This window comes from Isoptericola sediminis, assembly GCF_013085345.1.
GTDB lineage: Bacteria > Actinomycetota > Actinomycetes > Actinomycetales > Cellulomonadaceae > Isoptericola > Isoptericola sediminis.
In genome coordinates this window covers 48253-71447 of record NZ_JABFAJ010000021.1, presented here as the reverse complement: position 1 = coordinate 71447, position 23195 = coordinate 48253, and the positions used below count along the sequence as shown (strand labels likewise).

Here is a 23195-nt window from a genome sequence, read left to right as displayed (position 1 = left end):
CGGGGGGCCCGATGCCTCTGTCGGAGTACGAGCAGCGCGTGCTGGAGCAGATGGAGCGCGCGCTGGAGAGCGACGACCCCCGGTTGGCGACCACGCTCCAGCACTCACGCCGCCGTTCTCCGCTGCGCTTCGTGCTCGCCGGTGCGGGCGTGGTGCTCGGTCTGCTGCTCCTGGTGATCGGTGCCGCGTCGCAGATGGCGTGGCTCGGTGTCGTCGGGTTCGCGCTGATGTTCGCCGGCGTGGCGTTCGTCTTCGCGGCGCCGCGCAAGAAAGGGCCGCAGGGCGTCGTCAAGGGTGACGGCACCGTGTCGCCGTCGGCGGCCTCCTCGGGGAGGACCACCCGGACGGCCAAGAAGCCCAAGAGCTCCGGGTTCCTCGACCGGCTCGAGGAGCGCTGGAACCGGCGTCGCGACGAAGGCCGCTGAGCACCTGACCCGTCGGGCGCCCGCGCACGACGCCCGGCTCGCACCGCAGCGATCGCCGAACGTCCGCGTGGAAGCGTGACCTGCTGGACCAAGCCGGACACCCGCTGAGCACCCGGCCGGACGTCGTCACCGACCGGACGACGCGGTCCGCCGCGCCCGACGACCCTGCGCCAGTCCGCTGGCCACCGTCTCGGCCAGCTCGGCCAGGTCGTCGTCCTGCGCCTCCTCGACGGGGGCGGCGTACCGGCTCCGTTCGACGGCGTCGGCGATCCGCTGCAGACCGTCGCGCACCTCGGGGGAGGGTCGTTGCCCGTGCGCCCGGGTCACGGCCGTGACGATGGCCTCCGGCGCCTGACGCGGCGTCGTCGGCGGTGGCAGGCTCACCCCGTTCTTCGCCAGCGCGGCGAGCACCTGCTCCCAGGCGCGCTCGGCGTCCACGGGGCGGTCCTCGCGCCGGCGACGCAGCAGGAAGCCGCCGGCGACGCCCGCCGCCACGACCACGATGCCGCCGACGACCCAGACCCAGGGCTCGGGGCCCTCGGGACCCCCACCACCACCGGCGGGCACCGCGACCGGTGGCTGCGAGACGACCTCGTCCTGGCCCAGACGTTCCTGCGGCGGCACCTGCTCGGGCACCTCGGGAGCCTGGTCCTGCTGACCGGCGGCGGGCCCGTCCCGCGGCGTCGTGTGGGTGGGCGGGGCGCCGGTCTGGACCGCCGGGGTCGGTTCGAACCGCACCCATCCGACCCCGTCGAAGTACAGCTCCGGCCAGGCGTGCGAGTCCTGGCCGGTCACCTGCCAGGTCGCCTGCTCCCCGGAGTCGGACTCGGACACCACCTCGCCGGGCAGGAACCCGACCGCGAGCCGGGCGGGGATGTCGAGCGTGCGGGCCATCATCGTCATCGTGGTGGCGAACTGCACGCAGTAGCCCGTCCGGTGCTGGAGGAAGTCCCAGACCGGGTCGCCCGTGCCGCCGCGCGGCAGCTCGGTGGAGTACGTGAAGGACGACGGGTCGCGCAGCCAGCGTTGCAGCGCGACGGCCTGGTCGTACGCCGTCGGTCCGTCGCCGGCGACCTCCTCGGCGAGCGCGGCCACGTCGGCGGCGCGGTCGGTCTCGGGGACCTGCAGGTACGCGTCGACCGCCGTGCCCGGACCGGCCGCGCGGAGCCGTTCCGGGTCGAGGTCGCGCGGTCGGACCGCGACGTCGAAGGTCTCGCCCTCGTCCGTCCGGTCGCCGACCACCTCGTCCCGGACCGCGTCGTAGCCCCAGGTGCCGCCGACGGTCACGCGCCGCGGCTCGCCGGGCACGGGGAGCTGGTCGTCGCGCAGCGACCCGACCGTGACCGCCACGGCCCGGGCGTCGGCCAGGGCGTCACGGTCGACGTCCTCGGGCCAGAGCAGGTCGTCGGGCCCGAACGGCTCGCCGGAGCGCTCGTCCCCGCGCTGCCACCGTCGGCCGTCGAACGCGGACGTCGTGTAGGTGCGCCAGGGACCGACCCCCTCGGTGGGGCCGGTGTAGGTCAGCACGACCTCGCTCGACCGTTCGGTCAGGCTGCCGAGCACGTCCAGGTCCTCGGCGAGCTGGATGGCGTCGCCCGAGGTGGTGAACGTCTGGTACCAGGCCCCCGCGTAACCGGGCAGCGACTCCGAGGCGGTGGCGACGAGCCCCGCGCCGGCGGCGACCACGACCGCCACGGCCGTGGTGACCACGGCCCGCAGACCCTCGGCGCGGCGTACCGAGCGCGGTGGCTGCTCACGCTGACGGGTCCGGGGGCCGCCCCGGGGTGAGACCGTCAGCAGCAGCAGCAGCGCGGCGACCACGACGACGAAGACCAGGCGCGGCACCGATCCGACGAGGACCAGCGGCGGGGCCCAGAGGGCGAGCAGCGGCAGCCCGACGCCGGCGTGCCAGTGCAGGCCGCCCGCCAGGGCGTCGGCCAGCAGCAGCACGGCCAGCGTGCCGCCCACCGTGAGCAGCGCCATCGGCAGCGTGCCCGGTACCGGGGCGACCTCGGACCGGATGATCTCGCCGGCCTCGCCCAGCCGTGCCACCACCCGGCTGACGTGCTCGGGGCCGACGATCAGGTCCGCCGCGGACGTCGGGGCGCCGTAGCGGGACAGGACGAACCACGTGGCGACCAGCGCGCCGGCGAGGGTGGGCAGGGCCGAGCCGCTCCCGGCGTCCCCCGCGACACCACGGCGCCGCGCGCGGGCCTCCAGCAAGCCGCGCGTGGTGGTCGTCGTGACCGTCACGAGCACGATGCCCAGCACCCCGGTACGCACCCACGGACCGGGCAGGACGAGCTGGGTCAGCGCCGTCATCGACGCCGCGACGGCCAGCGCGACCAGTGCGCCCGTGGCGACGAGCCGCGCGACCGGACCGGCGTACGGCGGGATCATGCGACGCGCTCCGTCAGTGCGGACCACACGCGTTCCGGCGGCGTGCCGGGGGCGCAGGTCGTCACGCGCCACCCCGCGGAGCGCAGGTCGTCGGCCGTGGGCTCCACGTCGTGGCGCATGCCCTCCGCCCGGGGGACGACCAGCAGCGCCCAGGCGACCCCGTCCGCCCCCAGCGAGGCGACCGCGTGGCGGGTCGGACCCGTGGTGGGCCCGAGGACGGCGACCGTGATCTCGGACTGCCGGCGGTCGGCCCGCAGCGCCTGGACGGTCTGCTCCAGGGCACGGGTGGCGGCCGCCCCGCGCAGGCCGCTCAGGTCCACGGTCGAGTCCAGCATCACGGCGCGACCGGTCCGGGCCCCGCTGAGGTGCGTCGCCGGCTGGTGGGTACCGCCGGTGGCGGACAACCGGGTGGGATGACCCGCCTCGAGGAAGGACGTGGCGATCGACGCGGCCAGCTCGACGGCCCACTCGCCGTCCTCGACGGTGGCGTGGGTCGGTGCGCGTCCTCCCGGCCGCTCGTCCGAGGCGGGCGCGAGCAGGCCGCTGTCGAGCAGCACCGTGACCGGACGCAGGCCCGCGCTCTCGTCGGCCCTCACCATGAGCCGGCCCTGGCGTGCCGATCCCGCCCAGTGGACCCGGCGCGGGTCGTCCCCCGGCACGTACTCGCGGATGACGGAGTCGTCGGAGGAGGCCAGCCGGGCGCCGGACGCGGCCCGGTCGACGTCACCGAGCGCCGCGCTGTGCGCGGGCACGTGCGTCGTGCGCGGCCAGACCGACACCGGCGTGCTCGCCCCGAGCGGCTGCGTGGTGCGGGCCAGGCCGAAGACGTCGCTCCGCGTGGTCAGGACGGGTCCGAGCGACCAGCGCCCCCGGCGCACCGGGGCGATCGTGTACTGCACCGCGACGCGGTCGGGGTGGGCGCGGACCCGGGCGCGGATGCCGTGCGGCCCGGCGAGCTCGTGCGCCGCCTGCTCGGACAGGCGCAGCCGGGCGAGCCGTTCGAACGCGGCTCCGGTCCGCGCCCGGGCGCGGACGACGAGCTGGGTGGTCGCGTGCTGCCCGGCCACCACGGGATGGGGGTCGAGCCGGCGTTCCACGTCCAGCGCGCCGCGACCCGCGTCGAGCCGCTGCACGCCGAGCGAGACCCATGCGGCCAGCACCACCAGCAGGGCCGCGGCCCCGAGGCCCACGAGGTCGGGCAGGTCCAGCACGACGCCGACGACGACCAGGACGCCCCCGGCGCTGATCAGCGCCGCGCCGCGCGCCGTCGGGCGGACCCGGACCAGGCGGCGCAGCGCGCTCGTGACCTGCTCGACGTTCATCGTCAGCGGGGCTGGCGTGGCACGGCGGCGCCGCCGGGGGCGGCGTGCGCCCGGGCGGGCACCGGGGTCTGCCGGAGGACCTCCTCGATGATGCCCGGACCGTCCAGCCCGGTCAGCCGGGACTCGGTGGACAGCACCAGGCGGTGCGCCAGGACCGGGACCGCCAGCGCCTGGACGTCGTCCGGCAGGACGTGCATCCGCCCGGCCATCGCGGCGTGGGCCTTGGCGACCTTGAGTAGCTGCAGCGAGGCGCGGGGCGAGGCGCCGAGACGCAGCCCGGCGTGATCACGGGTCCGCCCCACCAGGTCCAGGATGTACTGCTTGACCGCGGGTGCCGCGTGCACCGCGCGGATCCATCCCGCGTAGCGCAGCATCGTGTCGGCGTGCGTGACCGGCCGGAGGTGGGCCAGCGGGTCTCCCGACGACTGGGCGTCGAGCATGGCCATCTCGGCCTCGTTGTCGGGATACCCGACCGCGAGCCGGGCCATGAAGCGGTCCCGCTGCGCCTCGGGGAGCGGGTAGGTGCCCTCCATCTCGACCGGGTTCTGCGTCGCGACCACGAGGAAGGGCTTCGGCAGGACGTAGGTGGACCCGTCGACGGTGACCTGCCCCTCCTCCATGCACTCCAGCAGCGCGGACTGCGTCTTCGGCGAGGCCCGGTTGATCTCGTCGCCGATCACGACGTTGTTGAACACGGGACCGGGACGGAACTCGAACTCACCGGTGGCCGAGCGGTAGACGTTCACGCCGGTGAGGTCGCTCGGCAACAGGTCGGGGGTGAACTGCACACGGCCGACACGGGAGTCGATCGTGCGCGCCAGCGCCTTGGCCAGGGTGGTCTTGCCCACACCCGGCACGTCCTCCACCAGCAGGTGCCCGCCGGCGAGGAGCACGGCGACGGTCAGCCGGGCCAGGTCGGGCCGCCCGGTCACGACGCTCTCCACCTGTTCGCGCACGTGGCTCGTGGTCGTCACGAGCTCGCGCAGGCCGGCCCGCAGGGCCTCCTGCCCGTCCTCGTTGGGCGGCGGCAGGGTGCCGGTGACGTGGTCGGTCTGCACGGTGCGGCCTCCGGTCGCGGGACGGTACGTCTTGCAGCCTAGCCCGTCCCGGGCGTGTCTCGTGAGTCGGGTCACCCGCTGAAGGGCTCTCGGGGAGTGGTTCTGCGGGGTCCGGTGGTGCCTGGCCCTCCACTTCACCCCCACCTCTCTGACCTGCGCAGACATGGGGAGGAAGTGCGCAGGTGGAGGGGAGGCGGCCGAATGGCCGCGCCCGGTGGAGGAAAGTGGAGTAGCGTGGAGGAAGCGGGAGCCCGAGGGGAGGTGCGGACCGTGGCAGGAACGCTGGGAGACCAGTTCCCGGGGACCGGGCTGCTGCTCGGCACGTACACCCCGAGGCTCGACGAGAAGGGGCGGCTCATCCTGCCGGCGAAGTTCCGTTCCCGACTCGCCGCCGGGCTCGTCATGACGCGGGGGCAGGAGCGTTGCGTGTTCCTGCTGCCGATGGACGAGTTCTCCCGCATGTACGAGCAGGTCCGGCAGGCGCCGGTCACCAGCCGCCAGGCACGCGACTACCTGCGCGTGTTCCTGTCGGGGGCGAGCGACGAGGTGCCGGACAAGCAGGGTCGCGTGGTGATCCCCGCGAACCTGCGAGAGTACGCGGGCCTCGGCCGGGACGTCGCCGTGATCGGCGCCGGCACCCGGGTCGAGGTCTGGGACGCCGGAGCGTGGGAGAGCTACCTGTCCGCGCAGGAGGCCGACTACTCCGACGTGGCCGAACAGATCTTTCCCGACCTGCAGTTCTGAACCGACCGACGACGACATCAGCACAGCCGCGGCCCCGCACGGCGAGGCCTCTCCCCGCGAGGGTCTGGCGCACTTCCCCGGCGCCAGAACGACGCGGAGGGAGACCTGGTCGGGCGGGGCCGTCACCGACAGGAAGGAGAGGGCCCGTGAGCGACGACGCGACGCGACCGACGAGCGACCGGCACCTGCCCGTGCTCCTGCAGCGGTGCGTGGACCTGCTCGCGCCCGCCCTGGCCGAGCCCGGCAGCGTGCTGGTGGACTGCACCCTCGGCATGGGAGGGCACACCGAGGCCGTCCTCGAGCAGGTCCCGACGGCACGGGTGCTCGGCATCGACCGCGACCCGCAGGCGCTCGAGCTGGCGAGCCGACGCCTGGCCCGGTTCGGGGACCGCTTCACGCCGGTCCACGCCGTGTACGACGAGATCGAGGACGTCGTCGACGAGCACGCGGGCGGCGCGGTCCAGGGAGTGCTCATGGACCTGGGGGTGTCCTCGCTGCAGCTCGACGAGCCGGAGCGCGGGTTCTCCTACGCCCAGGACGCACCGCTGGACATGCGGATGGACCCGTCGCGGGGCATGACGGCCGCCGACGTGCTGAACACCTACGACGAGGCGGACCTCGTCCGCGTCCTGCGCCGCTACGGCGAGGAGAAGTTCGCCCCGCGGATCGCCCGTGCGGTGGTCCGGCGGCGCGAGCGCGAGCCGTGGGCCCGCACCGCCGAGCTCGCGGACGCGGTGCGCGCGGCGATCCCCGCCGCCGCGCGGCGGACCGGCGGCAACCCGTCCAAGCGGACCTTCCAGGCCTTGCGCATCGAGGTCAACGGCGAGCTCGAGGTGCTCGAACGTGCCGTCCCGGCGGCGATCGAGGTCCTCGCCGTCGACGGTCGGATCGTCGTGGAGTCCTACCACTCGCTGGAGGACCGCATCGTCAAGCGGGCGATCGCCCGCGGCACGACGTCCAGCGCCCCGCCGGACCTGCCGGTGGAGCCCGAGACCCACCGGCCGTACCTCGAGGCCCTCACCCGGGGCGCTGAGGAGGCCGACGCGGTCGAGCGGGAACGCAACCCCCGCTCGGCGTCGGTGCGGCTGCGCGCCGCCCGCCGCCTGCGTCCCACGCCCGCCCACATGCTCGGCCAGACCCGGAAGGAGTCACGATGAGCGCTCTGCGAGCCACCACCGTCCACCCGGTCCCGCGTGGCGAACCCACCCCTCGCCGCGCGCCGCTGCGTGCCGTCGAGGGCGGTGCGGGTCGCCGCCTGGACGCCGTCCGCGCGCCCCTGCAGGCGACCTCGGGGCTGCCCTTCATGGTCCTGTGCGCCCTGGTGCTGGTCGCCGCGCTCCTGTCGGCGCTGCTGCTCAACACGACCATGGCGCGCGGTTCCTACGAGATGTCCCAGCTGCAGCGCGAGGCCGGTCTCGTGGCGCAGGACGTCCAGGAGGTGCGTGCCGAGCTGCGGGCCGCCGAGGCGTCCCTGCCCGAGCAGGCCGACCGCCTCGGCATGGTCCCCGCCGAGGAGATCACCATGCTCTCCGCCGCCGACCGTTCCGTCGTCCCGGAGCCGACGGAGCAGCCGTGACCCCGACACGCCCGGTGCGCCGCCGCACCGGACGGTCCGCGGGGGAGCACGATCGTGCTGTGCAGTCCACGAGACGACCGGACGGCCGTCGGCGCGGTGCCGCACCGGTGGCACGCGGAGGCGCGGGCGCCGGGCGGGGCCGCCCGGCGCGCCCGGCGGGACGGACGGCGGGAGACCCCGAGCGGCGCCAGCGCTGGCTGATCGTGCTGGCGGCCTTCGTGGTGACCCTGTTCGTGGGCCGTCTCGTGGACGTCCAGGTCATCCAGGGGCCGGCGCTCGCCTCGACGGCCCAGCAGGCGCGGCTGGCGACCCAGGTCACCCAGGCGCACCGCGGGGACATCCTCGACGTCGAGGGCCGGGTGCTAGCCACGTCCGTGGACCGCTACCGGATCGTGGCCAACCAGGTGAACATCCAGGGGTTCCGGGGCAACGGCCGCCACGACGCGGACGGTGAACCGGTGCAGGACGGTGCCCTCGGTATCGCCCAGCTCCTCGCCCCGGTGCTGGGGGAGAGCCGGGCCACGCTCGGCGCCCGGCTCAACGGGGAGGACCAGTACGTCGTCCTGGCCGCCGACGTCGTCCCGGAGGTGCAGCGGGCCGTCTCGGCCCTCGGCCTGTACGGCTTCGTGTTCTCCCACCTGACGTCGGAGCGGACGTATCCCGCCGGCACGGTGGCCGGCCCCCTGCTCGGGCACGTCAACAGCGAGCACACCGGCGTGGGCGGCCTCGAGGCCTCCTTCGACGACGTCCTGTCGGGGACCGACGGCACCCTGACCTACGAACGGGGCCGGGACGGTGCGCGCATCCCCACCTCCGAGATCGAGTCGGTGCCGGCCGAGCCGGGCGAGGACGTCCAGCTCACCCTGGACTCCGACGTCCAGTGGAAGGCGGAGGAGCTGCTCGACGAGGCCGTCGCGGACACCGGCGCGAGCTACGGGATCGCGATCGTGCAGGACCTCCGCACCGGCGACGTCGTCTCGATGGCCGACTCCGGCGACGTCGACCCGAACGGGAGCTCCGGGGACGTCGCGGACGGGTCCCGGGCGGTGAACGTGGTCTTCGAACCGGGGTCCACCGGCAAGGTCATCTCCATGGCGGCCGCGCTCGAGGGCGGCTACTGGGAACCGACCGACGAGTTCGAGGTCCCGGACACCTACACCGTGGACGGTGAGACGTTCCGTGACTCGCACCCCCACGCGGTCGAGCGCTGGACCCTCGCCGGGATCCTGGCCCAGTCGTCCAACACGGGCACGGTCATGATGGGCAAGGAGATCCCCTTCGCCGTGCGCTACGACTACCTGCGCAAGTTCGGCTTCGGGCAGCGCACGGCGCTCGGCCTGCCGGGGGAGAGCGCGGGTCTGCTGCCCGACGAGGACATCGACGAGATCGAGAACCGCACGCCGTACACGGTGCTGTTCGGGCAGGGCGTCGCGGTCAGCGCGATGCAGGCGACCCAGGTCTTCTCGACCGTCGCGAACGACGGCGTGCGGATGCCCGCCAACCTCGTGGCGGGCACCCGGACCGCTGCCGGGGAGGTCGTGCCCGCCGAGCGGGCGGAGGGGACCCGGGTGGTGTCGTCGCAGACGGCGCAGGACGTGCTGACCATGATGGAGGCGGTCACCGCGGAGGACGGCACGGGCACGGCCGCGCAGGTCCCGGGCTACCGCGTGGCGGGCAAGACCGGCACGGCCCAGATGTTCGAGGGCGGCGGGACCACGTACGTCGCGTCGTTCATCGGCGTGGCGCCCGCCGACGACCCCCGCTACACCGTGTCGGTGTTCCTCAAGAGCCCGCGGTCCTCGATCTACGGTGGTGTCGTGGCCGCCCCGGTGTTCAGCGAGCTGATGGGCTACGTCCTGCGTTCCGCGGGCGTGCCGCCCTCCGAGGAGCCGGCCGACCTGTTCCCGCTGACCTGGTGACGAGCCGGTACCAGGTAGGTTCTTCCCCGTGACATCCCCGACCGACCGCATCCGGCCCGCGGTGCTCGTCCCCCGCCCCGTGGCCGAGCTCGCCGCACGGTTCGACCTGACCACCTCGGACCCCGGGACGCTCGCCGAGGTGCAGGTCACCGCGGTGGCCAGCGACAACCGTGCCGTGTCCGACGGCGATCTCTTCGTGGCGCTGCCCGGTGCCCGGGCCCACGGGGCAGCCTTCGCCGCCGACGCCGTGGCCCGTGGCGCGCGCGCCGTCCTGACCGACCCGGAGGGGGCCGCAGACCTGGGGGACCTCTCCGTCCCGGTGCTGGTGACCGACGAGCCACGGCTGCTCCTCGGCCCGGTCGCCGCCTGGGTGCACGGCGCCCCCGCGGAGCGTCTGACGACCTTTGGCGTCACCGGCACCAACGGCAAGACGACCACGACCTACCAGCTCGACCACCTGCTGCGTGCGCTGGGACGCCGCGGCGGCCTGGTGGGCACGGTCGAGACCCGCTCGGGAGACCGCGTGCTGCCCAGCCGGCTCACGACGCCGGAGGCCTCCGACCTGCAGGCGGTGCTCGCGGCGATGTGCGAGGACGGCGTGGACTCGCTGTCCATGGAGGTCTCCTCGCACGCGATCGCGATGCACCGGGTCGACGGGGTGGTCTACGACGTCGCCGGGTTCACCAACCTCAGCCAGGACCACCTCGACTTCCACGGGGACCTGGCCACGTACTTCGCCGCCAAGGCCGAGCTGTTCACCCCCGCCAGGTCCCGGCAGGGCGTCGTCGTGGTGGACGACGTCTGGGGCGAGCGGATGGCCGCCGCGGCCACCGTGCCCGTCCAGACCGTCCGGACCGGACCGGCCCGGGAGGGTGCGCCGGCCGCGGACTGGACCGTCGCGGAGGTCGCCCCGCGCGGGACCGGGTCGGCCTTCACGCTGACCCATGCCGACGGCCGGTCGCTGCGGGCCTGGACGTCGCTGCCCGGCCACTTCAACGTCGCCAACGCCGCCCTGGCGGTCGTCATGGTGCTGGCCTCCGGGGTCGCGCTGGACGACGTCGTCGCCGCCCTCGAGGCGGGCGACGGGCTGTCCGCGCAGGTGCCGGGACGGATGGAGGTCGTCGGACCCGGGGACGGCACCCATCCCCGGGTCGTCGTGGACTTCGCGCACAACACCGACGCGCTCGAGCTGGCCCTGGCGGCGCTCCGCCCGACCACCACCGGACGCCTGGTCGTCATCTTCGGCGCGACCGGCGACCGTGACCCCGGCAAGCGTCCGCTCATGGGTGCGGCCGCCGTGGCCGGGGCCGACGTGGTCGTCGTCACGGACGACGACCCGCACGACGAGGACGCCGCCGCGGTCCGTGCCGCGGTGCGCGCCGGGGCGGAGGCCGCCCGGGACCGCGCCGTCGCGGCGGGCCGCGACGTCACCGTCACCGAGGTGGCACCGCGCGCCGAGGCCATCCGGCGCGCCGTGCTCGAGGCGGCCGGCACCGATACGGTGCTCGTCGCCGGCCGCGGCCACGAGACCCTCCAGGAGGTCCGCGGCGTGGACCTCGAGCTGGACGACCGTGTCGAGGCGCGCGCTGCGCTGCGTGCCCGCGCAGAGAGGACCCCCACCGCATGATCGAGCTCACCGCTGCCGAGGTCGCCGCCGCGACCGCGGGGTCGTCGCACGGCGCCGGGGACGACGTGGTCGTCCGCGGCCCGGTCGTCGTCGACTCCCGGCAGGTGTCACCCGGCGCGCTGTTCGTCGCGCTCCCCGGCGAGCACGTCGACGGCCACGACTTCGCCGCGGCCGCGGTCGAGGCCGGGGCCGCCCTCGTGCTGGCCGCGCGGCCCGTCGAGAACGTGCCCTGCGTCGTCGTCGACGACGTCCAGACGGCCCTCGGCGAGCTCGCCCGCGTCGTGCTGGCCCGGCTGCGCGAGCGGCACGAGGTCCGGGTGGTGGCCGTCACCGGGTCGGTGGGCAAGACCACCACCAAGGACCTGCTCGGCCAGCTCCTCGAGCCATCCTTCGGTGCCGATGCCGTCGTGGTGCCCACCGGTTCGTTCAACAACGAGATCGGTCTGCCCCTGACGGTGCTGCGGGCGACCGCGGACACCCGCCTGCTGGTCCTGGAGATGGGCGCGGACCGGCCCGGCAACATCGCCGACCTGACCCGCATCGCCCCGCCGGACGTCGGCATCGTGCTCGCGGTCGGCACCGCGCACCTCGGCGTCTTCGGCGACGTGGAGACGATCGCGCGCACGAAGGGCGAGATGGTCGCCGGTGTGCGCCCCGGCGGTGTGGTCGCCCTCAACGCCGACGACACCCGCGTGGCCGCGATGGCGGACCGCGCGGAGCCCGGCACGGAGGTGGTCACCTTCGGCACGATCTCCTCGGCCGACGTGCGCGCCCAGGACGTGACCGTCGAGGGCGGCCGCGCCCGGTTCACGCTCCGCACGGTCGCCGGTGCGGCCGACGTGGCGCTGCGGCTGGTCGGCGCCCACCACGTGACCAACGCGCTCGCCGCCGCGACGGCGGCCCTGCGGCTCGGCGTCGACCTGCCGGTCGTGGCCGAGCGGCTGTCGTCGGCCACGCCGCGGAGCCCGCACCGCATGGCGGTCACCGAGCGGGCCGACGGTGTGACCGTCGTGGACGACTCCTACAACGCGAACCCCGACTCGATGCGGGCCGCCCTGCGTACCCTGGCCGTGATGGCCGGCCGGTCGCGCCGGTCGGTCGCCGTGCTGGGCGAGATGCTCGAGCTCGGCGAGGTCGCGCGCACCGAGCACGACGCGATCGGTCGGCTCGCCGTCCGGCTCAACGTCAAGCTGCTGGTCGTGGTCGGCGAGGGCGCGTACCACATCCACGAGGGGGCCCAGCAGGAGGGGTCCTGGGGAGAGGAGTCGGTGTTCGTGCCGGACCTGGACGCGGCCCGCGTGCTCCTGGCCGAGACGCTCACGGACGGTGACGTCGTGCTGGTCAAGGCCTCGCACGGGTCCGGGCTGTGGCGGCTGGCCGACGAGCTGGTGGAGGCCGCCGGATGATCGCCGTCCTCGCCGCCGCCGGCGTCTCGCTCCTCGTCGCCCTGCTGGGCACCCCGCTGTTCATCCGCTTCCTGGTGCACCGCAACTACGGCCAGTTCGTGCGCCAGGACGGCCCGACGGCGCACTTCACCAAGCGCGGCACCCCGACGATGGGCGGCGTGGTGATCATCGCGGCGACCCTGCTGGGCGTCGCCGCCTCGATGATCCTCGCGGGCCGTCCGCCGAGCGCCTCGGCCCTGCTCGCGCTGTACCTCATGACCGGCCTGGGGCTGGTCGGGTTCCTCGACGACTTCACCAAGATCCGCAAGCAGCGGTCGCTGGGCCTGACGGCGCGCGCGAAGATCGTCGGCCAGGGCTTCGTCGGCATCTCGTTCGCGGTGCTGGCCCTGCAGTTCCCCAACGCCAACTCCCGCACGCCGGCCTCGACCAAGATCTCGTTCCTGCGGGACACCGACCTGGACCTTGCCTTCGCGGGAACGACGATCGGCCTGATCCTGTTCGTGATCTGGGCGAACTTCCTCATCACGGCATGGTCCAACGCGGTCAACCTCACCGACGGCCTGGACGGGCTCGCGACCGGGTCGTCGTTGATCGTGTTCGGCGCCTACGTGCTCGTGGGCATCTGGCAGCTCAACCAGTCCTGCCAGCGCCTCGCCGCCGCCGGACCGGGCTGCTACGAGGTGCGTGACCCGCAGGACCTGGCGATCGTGGCGGCGGCGGTCATGGGAGCCTGCTTCGGATTCCTGTGGTGGAACGCCAGTCCGGCGAAGATCTTCATGGGCGACACCGGGTCGCTGGCCCTGGGCGGTGCGCTCGCGGCGCTGTCGATCCTCACCCGCACCGAGATCCTCGCCGCCATCATCGGTGGTCTGTTCGTGATCATCGTGCTCAGCGACATCATCCAGATCGGGTCCTTCAAGCTCACCCGCAAGCGGGTGTTCAAGATGGCCCCGCTGCACCACCACTTCGAGCTGTCCGGCTGGGGCGAGGTCACCATCGTCATCCGGTTCTGGCTCATCGCGGGCCTCTTCTCCGCCCTCGGCATGGGGATCTTCTACGCCGAGTGGGTCGTCAGTTGAGGCTCACCGGTGCCCGGGTGGTCGTGGCCGGGCTCGGCGTGACCGGCCGCGCCGTCGTCGCGGCGCTCGCGGGTCGCGCGGCCACGGTGACGACGGTCGACGGCCGCGCCGGCGACGCGGACGTGACCGGGGCCGACGCGACGGACCCGCGGGTGGTCGCCGGCCTCGTCGCGGACGCCGACCTGGTGGTCGCGTCGCCGGGGTGGGCGCCGTCGACGCCGCTGCTCACCGCCGCCCGGCAGGCCGAGGTCCCGGTGTGGAGCGAGGTGGAGCTGGCCTGGCGGCTGCGGACCGGAGCCCCGTGGCTGGCCGTCACCGGGACCAACGGCAAGACGACGACCGTGCAGATGCTCGCCTCGATCCTCACCGCCGCCGGGCTGCGCACCGCCACGGTCGGCAACGTCGGCACCCCGGTGCTCACCGCCGCCCAGGACCCCGACCTGGACGTGCTGGCCGTGGAGCTGTCCAGCTTCCAGCTCCACCACACCACGAGCATGACCGCGGAGGCCGCGGCCGTGCTCAACGTGGCCGACGACCACCTCGACTGGCACGGCTCGGCGCAGGCGTACGCCGCTGACAAGGGCCGGATCTACCACGGCGCGCAGGTGGCGTGCGTCTACAACGTCGCCGACCCGCGGACCGAGCAGCTCGTGCGCGACGCCGAGGTCGCCGACGGGGCGCGGGCCGTCGGGTTCACGCTCGGCCCACCCGGTCCGGGACAGCTGGGTCTGGTCGAGGACGTGCTGGTCGACCGCGCCTTCCACGCGCCGACCGACGCCCCGGACCGGCACCGCACGGCCGCCGAGCTGGCCACCCTCGACGACCTGGCCCACCTCGGCGGCCCCCAGGGCCCGCCCCCGCACGTCGTGGCCAACGCCCTCGCCGCGGCGGCGCTCGCCCGGGCCCACGGAGTCGACGCCCGGGCGGTCCGCGAGGGCCTGCGGAGCTTCTCCGCCGACGCCCACCGTGCCGCCGTCGTCCGCACCCTGGACGGGGTGACGTACGTCGACGACTCCAAGGCCACCAACGCCCACGCCGCGGCCGCGTCCCTCGCGGCCTGCGCCCCCGGCACGGGTGTCTGGATCGCGGGCGGGCTGGCCAAGGGGGCGTCCTTCGACGACCTCGTCGCGGGCCGCGCGGACCGGCTGCGCGCCGCGGTCGTCATCGGGACGGACCCGACACCCTTCGTCGACGCGCTCGCCCGACACGCGCCCGAGGTACCCGTGACCGTGATCGATCCCGGCGACACTGGCACCGTGATGCGTCGCGCCGTCGCCGCGGCACGGCAGGCCGCCCGGGCGGGCGACACCGTGCTGCTGGCCCCGGCCGGGGCGTCCATGGACCAGTTCGCGTCCTACGCGGCACGGGGTGAGGAGTTCGCCTCCGCGGTGCGGGACCTGACGTAGGGAGCACGATGGCGGTCACGTCTGCCGCACGCCGCACCGACCGGCCGTGGCTGGGGCAGTGGAACTCCGCCGTGACGAGCTACTACCTCGTCGTCGGGGCGACCGGGCTGCTGCTGCTCATCGGCCTGGTCATGGTGTTCTCCAGCACGACCGTCACCTCGATCGCCGCGGGGGAGCCGCCCTACGCCGCCGGGCTGACCCAGGCGCGGTTCGCCCTGATCGGCCTGCCCGTGATGATCGTCGCCGCGCGGCTGCCGGTGCACTGGTACCGGCGCCTGGCCTGGCCCGCGCTGGCGTGCGCGATCGTGCTGCAGTCGCTGACCCTGGTCCCTGCGCTCGCCCGGGCGCAGGGCGGCAACGTCGGCTGGATCTCGCTCGGCGGGATCACCGTCCAGCCCGCCGAGGTGAGCAAGCTCGCCCTGGCCGTCTGGCTGGGCGCCGTGCTGGGCCGCAAGCAGCACCTGCTGGGCTCGTGGGCGCACGCCGTCGTGCCCGCCGTGCCCGGGGCCCTGGTGGTCCTGGGCCTGGTCATCGCCGGCAACGACCTCGGGACCATGCTCGTCATCGCCGGGCTCGTCGCCGGTGCCCTGTGGGTCGCCGGGGCCCCGTGGCGGATGCTGGCCCTGGGCGGCAGCGTCGCGCTCGCCGCGGTCGTGGGGCTGTTCGTGCTGGGCAACGCGAACCGCATGGGCCGCATCCTGGCGACCTACGGCGGGTGCACGGACGCCGAGGGGGAGTGCTACCAGTCGTTGCACGGGATGTACGGCCTCGGGACCGGCGGTCTGTTCGGCGTCGGGCTCGGGGCGAGCCGCGAGAAGTGGCGGTACCTGCCCGAGGCCCACAACGACTTCATCTACGCCATCATCGGCGAGGAGCTGGGTCTCCTCGGCACGCTGCTCGTGCTGTCCCTGTTCGTCGTGCTCGGTGTCGCGATGGCCCGGATCGTGCGCCGGCACACCGACCCGTTCGTCAAGATCACGACGGCGGCCGTGGCCTGCTGGATCGTGGGCCAGGCCTTCGTCAACATCGGCGTGGTGCTCGGGCTGCTGCCCGTGATCGGCGTGCCGCTGCCCCTGGTGTCGGCCGGCGGGTCGGCGCTGGTGACGACGATGGCGGCGCTCGGCATGGTCATCAGCTTCGCACGGTCCGAACCGGGTGCCGCCGAGGCGCTCGCCGCGCGACCCGGTGTGGTCCGCCGCTCCCTGACGGTGCTGGGCCGGGCGCGGGCCCGGGGCCGGTAGGGTCTGCCCGTGTGAAGACTTCCTCCGTGCGTTCTGTCGTGCTGGCCGGCGGAGGGACCGCCGGCCACGTCAACCCGTTGCTCGCGGTCGCCGACGAGCTGCGCGCCCGCGACTCCGAGACGGCGTTCCGGGTCCTGGGCACCGCCAGCGGTCTCGAGGCGGACCTGGTGCCCGCCGCCGGCTACCGGCTGCACGAGATCCCGCGCGTCCCGCTGCCGCGCCGCCCGAGCCCGGACCTGTTCCGCCTGCCCGTCCGGCTCCGCGCGGCCGTGCGGTCGGCCCAGGACGCGATCACCGAGATCGATGCCCAGGCGGTGGTCGGGTTCGGCGGCTACGTCTCCACGCCGGCCTACCTGGCGGCCCGCCGCCTCGGCGTGCCGGTGGTGATCCACGAGCAGAACGCCCGCCCGGGCCTCGCCAACCGGCTCGGGGCGCGCTGGGCGGCGGCGGTGGGCACCACCTTCGCCGACACGCGGATCGCCGGTGCGACCTGCGTGGGCCTGCCGCTCCGCCCGGCGATCGCGGCGCTGGTCGACGAGCGCCGGGCGGACCCGGCCGGCTCCCGCGCCCGCGGCGCCGCGGCGCTCGGGCTCGACCCCGCCCTGCCGACCCTGCTGGTCACCGGCGGCTCCTCGGGCGCGCTGAACGTCAACCGGGCCGTCACGGGTGCCGCCGCGACGCTGCTCGACGCCGGGGTCCAGGTGCTGCACCTGACGGGACGGGGCAAGGACACCGAGGTGCGGGAGGCCGTGGCGGCGCTGGCCCGCGACCACGACGTGTCGCGCTACCACGTGCGTGAGTACCTCGGTGAGATGCAGCACGCGCTGGCGGCCTGCGACCTCGTCGTCGCGCGATCCGGGGCGGGCACCGTCTGCGAGCTGGCCGCTCTCGGTCTGCCCGCGGTGTACGTCCCGCTGCCGATCGGCAACGGCGAGCAGCGGCTGAACGCCCGCGACGTGGTCGGTGCCGGGGGCGGGATCGTGATCGACGACGCCGCGTTCACCCCGGAACGGGTCGCGGCCGAGGTGCCCGCCCTGCTCCAGGACCGGGACCGGCTGGCCGCCATGGCCGAGGCCGCGGGATCCGTCGGGGTCCGGGACGCGGCCGCACGGGTCGCGGACATGGTCGCGGACGTCGCCGGGGCAGCCCGATGAGCGCCCCGACGGACGTGGCGGCGCTCGGTCGCGTCCACCTCATCGGCATCGGGGGCGCCGGGGTCTCCGTCGTCGCGCGGCTGCTCGCCGCCCGCGGCGTCCCGGTCCAGGGGTCGGACGCGGCGGAGGGGCCTGCGCTGGCCGCGCTGCGCGCCGACGGGATCCCGGTGTGGGTCGGGCACGACGCCGGGCACGTGGTCGCCCCCGACGGCACGCCGCGGGTGGACACCGTGGTCGTGTCCACCGCCGTCCGGGAGAGCAACCCGGAGCTGGCCGCGGCGCGCGCGGCCGGGTTGCAGGTGCTGCACCGCTCGCAGGCGCTCGCCGTCCTCATGGAGGGCCGGCGGACGGTCGCGGTGGCCGGTGCGCACGGCAAGACCACCACCTCGGCCATGGTCGCCACGGTCCTGGCCGCGGTGGGCGTCGACGCGTCGTTCGCGATCGGCGGCACCGTCCGACGGCGCGACGGGGCGGGGGAGCGGACGGTCCCGGGAGGTCACGCGGGGACGGCCGACGTGCTGGTCGCCGAGGCCGACGAGTCCGACGGCTCGTTCCTCAACTACAGCCCGACGGTGGCCGTGGTGACGAACGTCGAGGCCGACCACCTGGACCACTACGGGTCGCAGGAGGCGTTCGAGCAGGCCTTCGTCGACTTCGCCGCCCGGATCACCCCCGACGGGACGCTCGTGGCGTGCGCCGACGACGCCGGCTCGGCCCGGCTCGCGGCCGCGCACCGGGCGGCGGGCGGCCGGGTCGTCACCTACGGGACCGTCCCGGAGTCCGACGTGCGGGTCCGCGGCGTCGAGGTCGGGGCGGGGACCGCGCGGGCGACGGTCTCCGGCGGGCCCCTGGGCGACGCGGAGCGGCTGCTGGCCCTCGACGTCCCGGGCGCCCACAACGTGCTGAACGCCACCGCCGCGGTGGTCACCGCCGTCCTGCTCGGCGCCGGCCCGGCGGCCGCGGTGGCCGCGGCGGGCACCTTCGTGGGCACCGGGCGACGCTTCGAGCCCCGCGGCGAGGCCGGCGGCGTCCGGGTGTTCGACAGCTACGACCACCACCCGACCGAGGTGGAGGCGCTGCTGCGAGCGGCGCGGCCCGTGGCGGGAACGGGCCGGGTCCTCGTGCTGTTCCAGCCGCACCTGTACTCCCGCACGCGGATCTTCGCCGACCGGTTCGCCGGCGCGCTGTCCCTGGCCGACGAGGTCGTGGTGACGGGGGTGTACCGGGCGCGTGAGGACGTCGACCCGGAGGTGACCGCGAGGACGATCACGGACCTGGCCGGTCCGACGGTCTCCGGCGGGCGGGTGCGGGCCGTCGAGGACCGGGTCGAGGCGGCGCACGCCGTGGCCCGCCTGGCCCGCCCGGGGGACGTCGTGCTGACCGTCGGGGCGGGCGACGTCACCGAGCTCGGACCCGTCGTCCTCGCCGAGCTGGCGGCGCGCCACGGCGTGGCGGACCCCCCGGGACCGGCGCCGGACGCGACGATGGGGTGATGCGTCCACCACCTCGTCCCCGCGCGCCCGAGCGGCCACGGCCCGGCCCGGCGGCGTCCTCGGCGTCCCCGGCGGGGTCCGGACGTCGTCCGGCCGGTGCGGCACGGTCGGCCGGCAGCGCGCGGTCGGCGGCGAGCGCGCGGTCCGCCGCGTCCCCGGCGCGGCCCCGGCCGGTGGCGTCCGCGCCGGAGCGGGGTCCCCGCCCGGTTCCGGCGCCCGCCGCCCGCGACCCCCGCGTCTCGACCGCGATGGCCGACCGGCTCGCCGAGCGTTCGGCCATGCGCCGCCACCGGTCCTGGCGCACGGCGCTCGTGGTGGTGCTGGTGCTCGGGCTCGTGGGCGGGGCGGGCTGGGTGGTCGGGTGGTCCGACCTGCTCGCGCTCGACGCGGAGGAGGTGACCGTCACGGGGGCGGACGTGCCCGTGGTCGACGGCGAGCGGGTGCACGAGATCGTCCTGGGCGCGGCCGGCACACCGCTGCTGCGTCTCGACACGGCGGGCATGGCGGCCGAGATCCGTTCCCTGCGTGGTGTCAAGGACGTCACGCTCGCCCGGTCGTGGCCGCACGGTCTCGGCGTCGTCGTCGTCGCCCGCGAACCCGTGGCGGCGGTCCCGGACGGCACGGACTACGTGCTGCTGGACGACGAGGGGGTGCGGCTGGGCCGCCGTGCCGGCGTGCCCGAGGGGCTCCCGGTGGTGTCCGTGCCGCTGGAGAAGGAGTCCGCCCGGGCGTTGCAGGCGGCGCTGGCGGTCGTCGCCGCGCTCCCGCCCGGGCTGTCCGCGCGGGTGGACCAGGTCAGCGCCCGCACCCAGGACGACGTGGAGACCGTGCTGCGCGACGGGCTCAGCATCCGCTGGGGCGGGGCGGACCGCCTGCCGCTGAAGGTGGAGGTCGTGCGCACGTTGCGCGCGGTCGGAGGGGACGTCGCCGTCATCGACGTCTCGTCGCCCGAGCTGCCGGTGACCCGGTGACCGCCGTCCGACCCGTCGCGACACGCCGAGGCACGTGCGGCGCGGGCGGGTTCCGGCGAAATACCGTCGTCACAAGCAGCAACCTGACATAACACTCACCTTCAACTATAACCTGAAGGTTTGACCGGTGGGGTCAGGACCCGAACGACCCGAGAGGCAACGACGTGGCAACTCCGCAGAACTACCTGGCAGTGATCAAGGTGGTCGGCATCGGCGGTGGCGGCGTGAACGCCGTGAACCGCATGATCGAGGTCGGCCTCAAGGGTGTCGAGTTCATCGCCATCAACACCGACGCGCAGGCCCTGCTGATGTCGGACGCCGACGTCAAGCTGGACGTCGGTCGCGAGCTGACGCGCGGGCTCGGGGCCGGCGCCGACCCCGAGGTCGGCCGCAAGGCCGCCGAGGACCACGCCGACGAGATCGAGGACGTCCTGCGTGGCGCCGACATGGTCTTCGTCACCGCGGGCGAGGGCGGCGGCACCGGGACCGGGGGCGCCCCGGTCGTGGCGCGCATCGCGCGCTCCCTCGGCGCGCTGACGGTCGGGGTCGTCACCCGCCCGTTCACCTTCGAGGGCCGGCGCCGGTCGGTGCAGGCCGAGCAGGGGATCGAGCAGCTCCGCGAGGAGGTGGACACCCTCATCGTCATCCCGAACGACCGGCTGCTGTCGATGTCGGACCGGAACGTGTCGGCCATCGCCGCCTTCCACTCCGCCGACCAGGTGCTGCACTCGGGTGTGCAGGGGATCACCGACCTCATCACCACCCCGGGGCTGATCAACCTCGACTTCGCGGACGTCAAGTCCGTCATGCAGGGGGCGGGGTCGGCGCTCATGGGGATCGGGTCGGCCCGCGGGGAGGACCGCGCGGTCCAGGCCGCCGAGCTGGCGATCTCCTCGCCGTTGCTGGAGGCCTCGATCGACGGTGCGCACGGCGTGCTGCTGTCGATCCAGGGTGGCAGCGACCTGGGACTGTTCGAGGTGCACGAGGCCGCGCGGCTCGTGCAGGAGGCGGCCCACCCCGAGGCGAACATCATCTTCGGCACGGTCATCGACGACGCGCTCGGCGACGAGGTGCGCGTCACGGTCATCGCGGCCGGGTTCGACGGCGGGCTGCCCAAGGCGCGCGAGGACTCCCGCGCCCTGGGCCAGGTCGCCGGCAGCTCCTCGGCGAGCCGTGCGGGCGGGGACGACGGCGCGGCCGCACGTCAGGGCTCGTCCGCGGCGAGCCCGGGCACCGGCCACGGCGGCTCCCCGGCCACGGCGCCGGTGCCCCTGCCGGCCGCCGAGCCCGCGCACGCGCGCCCGCGGCCGATCCCGGCCGGTCCGGACGACGTCCCCGCCAGCCTGGAGCCGGTGGGCAACGTCCAGCGGCCGACGAGCCTCGGCGTGGTCGAGGAGGGCGCGGGGGAGGGCGTCACGGTCGAGCGTCCGGTGGACGTGCCCCGCATGGTGGACCAGTCCCGGCCCGCCGAGGACCTCGACGTCCCCGACTTCCTCAAGTGACCTCGTCCGTCCCGTGGGCCCAGGAGGCCATGTTGCCCGAGGACTTCGGTGCCGGACTGCTCCGTGTCGACCTCGGCGCCGGAGTCGTCGCCGGCTTCACCACGCGGCACGGCGGCGTGTCGCCGGCGCCGTGGTCGTCGCTCGACCTGTCCGACGGCACCGGTGACGACAGCGCCCGGGTCCAGCGCAACCGTGACCTGCTGGCCGACTGGGTCGGCAGCCCCGTGGCGTTCGCCACGCAGGTTCACGGAGCCGACGTCCTCGAGCTCGGGCCCCACGAGCGGGCCGAGTGGTCCGGCGCGCCCCCGACCAGTGCCGGCACGGCGGACGGTCTGGTCACGGCGGAACCGGGGCTCGGTGTCGGGGTGCTCGTCGCCGACTGCGTGCCGGTGCTGCTCGCCGACGCCACCGCGCGGGTCGTCGGTGTCGCCCACGCGGGTCGGCGCGGGCTGGTGGCCGGCGTCGTCGACGAGGTCGTCGACCGGCTGCTGACCCGCGGTGCCGAGACCGGTCGGCTGCGCGCCGCCGTCGGCCCCGCGGTCTGCGGTCGGTGCTACGAGGTGCCCGAGCAGATGCGCGACGAGGTCACGGCCGTGGTGCCCGAGGCGTGGTCCACGACGTCGGCGGGCACGCCCGGGCTCGACCTGCCGGGCGCCGTGGTGACCCGGCTCGTCGCGCGGGGGGTCGCCACCACGCGCGTGGACCGCTGCACGATGACCGACCCGGACCTGTTCTCGCACCGCCGTGCGACGGCCGCCGGGGAGGTCACCGGGCGACAGGCCGGTGTCGTCGTCCTCTCGTGACCTCGGCGTGTCGCGCTCCGCATAGCGTGTCCCGCTGGATACCGTCAAGTACCTGACGTACCGACGAACGGAGCAGAGCGATGGGCGGAGCGCTTCGCAAGACCATGCTGTACCTGGGGCTGGCCGACGACCAGCGCCCCGACGGGGACTACCTCGACGAGTACGACGAGGAGCTGGAGCCGGTGCGTGACGACGACTACCAGGCCGAGGTCACACCGCTGCACCGTGACGGTGTGCCGGCCGACGCCCTCGTCGGCGCCGACCTGCGCCGCATCACGACGATCCACCCGCGGTCCTACAACGACGCGCGGTTGATCGGTGAGGCGTTCCGCGGGGGGACCCCGGTCATCATGAACCTGTCGGACATGGACGACTCCGACGCCAAGCGGCTGGTCGACTTCTCCGCCGGTCTCATCTTCGGCCTGCGCGGCTCGATCGAGAGGGTGACCAACAAGGTGTTCCTGCTGTCGCCCGAGCACGTGGAGATCACGGGCGAGGAGCAGGTCGCGCCGCGTCCCACCGAGGCGCGCGCGGGCGCGTTCTACAACCAGAGCTGACCCGCGCACGGCCCGCTGCCCGAGAACGCCCCTCGGGCCGTGCGTCGTGCGTCGGGTAGGTTGCCCTCGTGAGCGTGATCTTCAGCCTCGTCGGCTTCGTCCTGCTGCTGTTCCTCGTCTGCCTGATCGTCCGGCTGGTGTTCGACTGGGTCCAGTTCTTCGCCCGTGACTGGCGCCCGCGCGGTGTCGTGCTCGTCATCGCGGAAGGTGTGTACACCGTCACAGATCCGCCCCTGCGCGCCCTGCGGCGGATCATCCCGCCCCTCACCCTGGGCAGCGTGCGTCTGGACCTCGCGTTCCTGGTCCTCTTCCTGGCCACGTCGATCCTCATGCAGGTCGCCAACGGGCTCGCCGCCAGCCTGTGACGACCCCTCCCCGTCCGGGCCGCGGTCCAGGGCGGGGACGGCGGACTGTTCGCCGCCTGTGAAGACGTCGTGTGCTCGCCGCGCTCGGAGGGCCGTGGCGTCGGCCGTGGGCTACCGTGGGCACCCACGGACGCTCCGGGTCCGTGC

20 protein-coding genes are annotated in these 23195 nt (G+C 74.8%); 17 read left to right on the top strand and 3 right to left on the bottom strand.

The window, feature by feature from the left end; all coding sequences use genetic code 11:
- Positions 1 to 11: 11 nt before the first annotated feature.
- Positions 12 to 425 (top strand): DUF3040 domain-containing protein, encoded by a 414-nt coding sequence (locus HLI28_RS11735; protein ID WP_171247749.1) that lies wholly within the window; start codon positions 12 to 14, stop codon positions 423 to 425.
- A 126-nt stretch (positions 426 to 551) separates the two neighbouring features.
- Here the strand turns inward: HLI28_RS11735 and HLI28_RS11730 are convergent, their stop codons facing one another.
- The 3 genes from HLI28_RS11730 to HLI28_RS11720 are packed head-to-tail and all read right to left on the bottom strand — an operon-like array spanning position 552 to position 5205.
- The gene (locus HLI28_RS11730; RefSeq protein WP_171247748.1) at positions 552 to 2825 is read right to left on the bottom strand and encodes a transglutaminase TgpA family protein; all 2274 of its coding nucleotides are present in this window, start codon (positions 2823 to 2825) and stop codon (positions 552 to 554) included.
- Positions 2822 to 4147: a DUF58 domain-containing protein gene (locus HLI28_RS11725; protein WP_171247747.1), complete on the bottom strand. Its 1326-nt coding sequence runs from the start codon at positions 4145 to 4147 to the stop codon at positions 2822 to 2824. Before HLI28_RS11725 ends, HLI28_RS11730 begins: the two co-directional genes overlap by 4 nt.
- Before the next feature lie 2 nt (positions 4148 to 4149).
- Positions 4150 to 5205, bottom strand: a complete 1056-nt coding sequence (locus HLI28_RS11720; protein WP_425483392.1) for an AAA family ATPase — start codon at positions 5203 to 5205, stop codon at positions 4150 to 4152.
- A gap of 270 nt (positions 5206 to 5475) precedes the next feature.
- On the opposite strand from HLI28_RS11720, the gene mraZ reads away from it, so the two are divergent.
- The 16 genes from mraZ (at position 5476) to HLI28_RS11645 (ending at position 23048) form a co-directional block, all read left to right on the top strand.
- Positions 5476 to 5949, top strand: a complete 474-nt coding sequence (gene mraZ, locus HLI28_RS11715; protein WP_304603722.1) for a division/cell wall cluster transcriptional repressor MraZ — start codon at positions 5476 to 5478, stop codon at positions 5947 to 5949.
- A 146-nt stretch (positions 5950 to 6095) separates the two neighbouring features.
- Positions 6096 to 7106 (top strand): 16S rRNA (cytosine(1402)-N(4))-methyltransferase RsmH, encoded by a 1011-nt coding sequence (gene rsmH / locus HLI28_RS11710; protein ID WP_171247744.1) that lies wholly within the window; start codon positions 6096 to 6098, stop codon positions 7104 to 7106.
- The gene (gene ftsL / locus HLI28_RS15305) at positions 7103 to 7525 is read left to right on the top strand and encodes a cell division protein FtsL (protein WP_216077671.1); all 423 of its coding nucleotides are present in this window, start codon (positions 7103 to 7105) and stop codon (positions 7523 to 7525) included. The genes rsmH and ftsL overlap by 4 nt, the downstream gene beginning before the upstream one ends.
- Positions 7526 to 7632: 107 nt before the next feature.
- Positions 7633 to 9444: a peptidoglycan D,D-transpeptidase FtsI family protein gene (locus HLI28_RS11705; protein ID WP_343035809.1), complete on the top strand. Its 1812-nt coding sequence runs from the start codon at positions 7633 to 7635 to the stop codon at positions 9442 to 9444.
- Between the two features lie 28 nt (positions 9445 to 9472).
- Positions 9473 to 11071, top strand: a complete 1599-nt coding sequence (locus tag HLI28_RS11700) for a UDP-N-acetylmuramoyl-L-alanyl-D-glutamate--2,6-diaminopimelate ligase (protein WP_171247742.1) — start codon at positions 9473 to 9475, stop codon at positions 11069 to 11071.
- Positions 11068 to 12477: a UDP-N-acetylmuramoyl-tripeptide--D-alanyl-D-alanine ligase gene (locus HLI28_RS11695; RefSeq protein ID WP_171247741.1), complete on the top strand. Its 1410-nt coding sequence runs from the start codon at positions 11068 to 11070 to the stop codon at positions 12475 to 12477. Before HLI28_RS11700 ends, HLI28_RS11695 begins: the two co-directional genes overlap by 4 nt.
- Positions 12474 to 13556 (top strand): phospho-N-acetylmuramoyl-pentapeptide-transferase, encoded by a 1083-nt coding sequence (gene mraY, locus HLI28_RS11690; RefSeq protein ID WP_171247740.1) that lies wholly within the window; start codon positions 12474 to 12476, stop codon positions 13554 to 13556. Before HLI28_RS11695 ends, mraY begins: the two co-directional genes overlap by 4 nt.
- On the top strand, positions 13553 to 14962 hold the full coding sequence (murD, locus tag HLI28_RS11685; RefSeq protein WP_216077670.1) for a UDP-N-acetylmuramoyl-L-alanine--D-glutamate ligase: 1410 nt from the start codon (positions 13553 to 13555) through the stop codon (positions 14960 to 14962). Before mraY ends, murD begins: the two co-directional genes overlap by 4 nt.
- 8 nt (positions 14963 to 14970) lie before the next feature.
- A complete protein-coding gene (ftsW, locus tag HLI28_RS15590; protein WP_171247738.1) occupies positions 14971 to 16203 on the top strand; it encodes a putative lipid II flippase FtsW in 1233 nt (410 codons plus the stop codon).
- A 26-nt stretch (positions 16204 to 16229) separates the two neighbouring features.
- A complete protein-coding gene (gene murG, locus HLI28_RS11675; RefSeq protein WP_343035808.1) occupies positions 16230 to 17357 on the top strand; it encodes an undecaprenyldiphospho-muramoylpentapeptide beta-N-acetylglucosaminyltransferase in 1128 nt (375 codons plus the stop codon).
- Complete coding sequence (gene murC, locus HLI28_RS11670; RefSeq protein WP_171247736.1) at positions 17354 to 18850, top strand: UDP-N-acetylmuramate--L-alanine ligase; 1497 nt, start codon at positions 17354 to 17356, stop codon at positions 18848 to 18850. Before murG ends, murC begins: the two co-directional genes overlap by 4 nt.
- Complete coding sequence (locus HLI28_RS11665; protein ID WP_171247735.1) at positions 18850 to 19821, top strand: cell division protein FtsQ/DivIB; 972 nt, start codon at positions 18850 to 18852, stop codon at positions 19819 to 19821. Before murC ends, HLI28_RS11665 begins: the two co-directional genes overlap by 1 nt.
- Before the next feature lie 164 nt (positions 19822 to 19985).
- Complete coding sequence (ftsZ, locus tag HLI28_RS11660) at positions 19986 to 21323, top strand: cell division protein FtsZ (RefSeq protein WP_171247734.1); 1338 nt, start codon at positions 19986 to 19988, stop codon at positions 21321 to 21323.
- Positions 21320 to 22126 (top strand): peptidoglycan editing factor PgeF, encoded by an 807-nt coding sequence (gene pgeF / locus HLI28_RS11655; RefSeq protein WP_343035807.1) that lies wholly within the window; start codon positions 21320 to 21322, stop codon positions 22124 to 22126. Before ftsZ ends, pgeF begins: the two co-directional genes overlap by 4 nt.
- An 80-nt stretch (positions 22127 to 22206) precedes the next feature.
- A complete protein-coding gene (locus tag HLI28_RS11650) occupies positions 22207 to 22683 on the top strand; it encodes a cell division protein SepF (protein WP_171247733.1) in 477 nt (158 codons plus the stop codon).
- A 68-nt stretch (positions 22684 to 22751) separates the two neighbouring features.
- Positions 22752 to 23048 carry a YggT family protein gene (locus HLI28_RS11645; protein WP_171247732.1) on the top strand — a complete coding sequence of 99 codons (297 nt, stop codon included), beginning with the start codon at positions 22752 to 22754 and terminating at the stop codon, positions 23046 to 23048.
- The last annotated feature ends 147 nt before the right edge of the window (positions 23049 to 23195 follow it).

Bases quoted from the DNA above. Each gene is read 5' to 3' on its own strand.
- mraY (WP_171247740.1), top strand. From the start codon at position 12,474: ATGATCGCCGTCCTCGCCGCCGCCGGCGTCTCGCTCCTCGTCGCCCTG.
- murC (WP_171247736.1), top strand. From the start codon at position 17,354: ATGAGCGCCCCGACGGACGTGGCGGCGCTCGGTCGCGTCCACCTCATC.
- HLI28_RS11725 (WP_171247747.1), bottom strand. From the start codon at position 4,147: ATGAACGTCGAGCAGGTCACGAGCGCGCTGCGCCGCCTGGTCCGGGTC.
- HLI28_RS11730 (WP_171247748.1), bottom strand. From the start codon at position 2,825: ATGATCCCGCCGTACGCCGGTCCGGTCGCGCGGCTCGTCGCCACGGGC.
- HLI28_RS11650 (WP_171247733.1), top strand. From the start codon at position 22,207: ATGGGCGGAGCGCTTCGCAAGACCATGCTGTACCTGGGGCTGGCCGAC.
- ftsW (WP_171247738.1), top strand. From the start codon at position 14,971: ATGGCGGTCACGTCTGCCGCACGCCGCACCGACCGGCCGTGGCTGGGG.
- ftsL (WP_216077671.1), top strand. From the start codon at position 7,103: ATGAGCGCTCTGCGAGCCACCACCGTCCACCCGGTCCCGCGTGGCGAA.
- HLI28_RS11665 (WP_171247735.1), top strand. From the start codon at position 18,850: ATGCGTCCACCACCTCGTCCCCGCGCGCCCGAGCGGCCACGGCCCGGC.
- HLI28_RS11735 (WP_171247749.1), top strand. From the start codon at position 12: ATGCCTCTGTCGGAGTACGAGCAGCGCGTGCTGGAGCAGATGGAGCGC.
- HLI28_RS11695 (WP_171247741.1), top strand. From the start codon at position 11,068: ATGATCGAGCTCACCGCTGCCGAGGTCGCCGCCGCGACCGCGGGGTCG.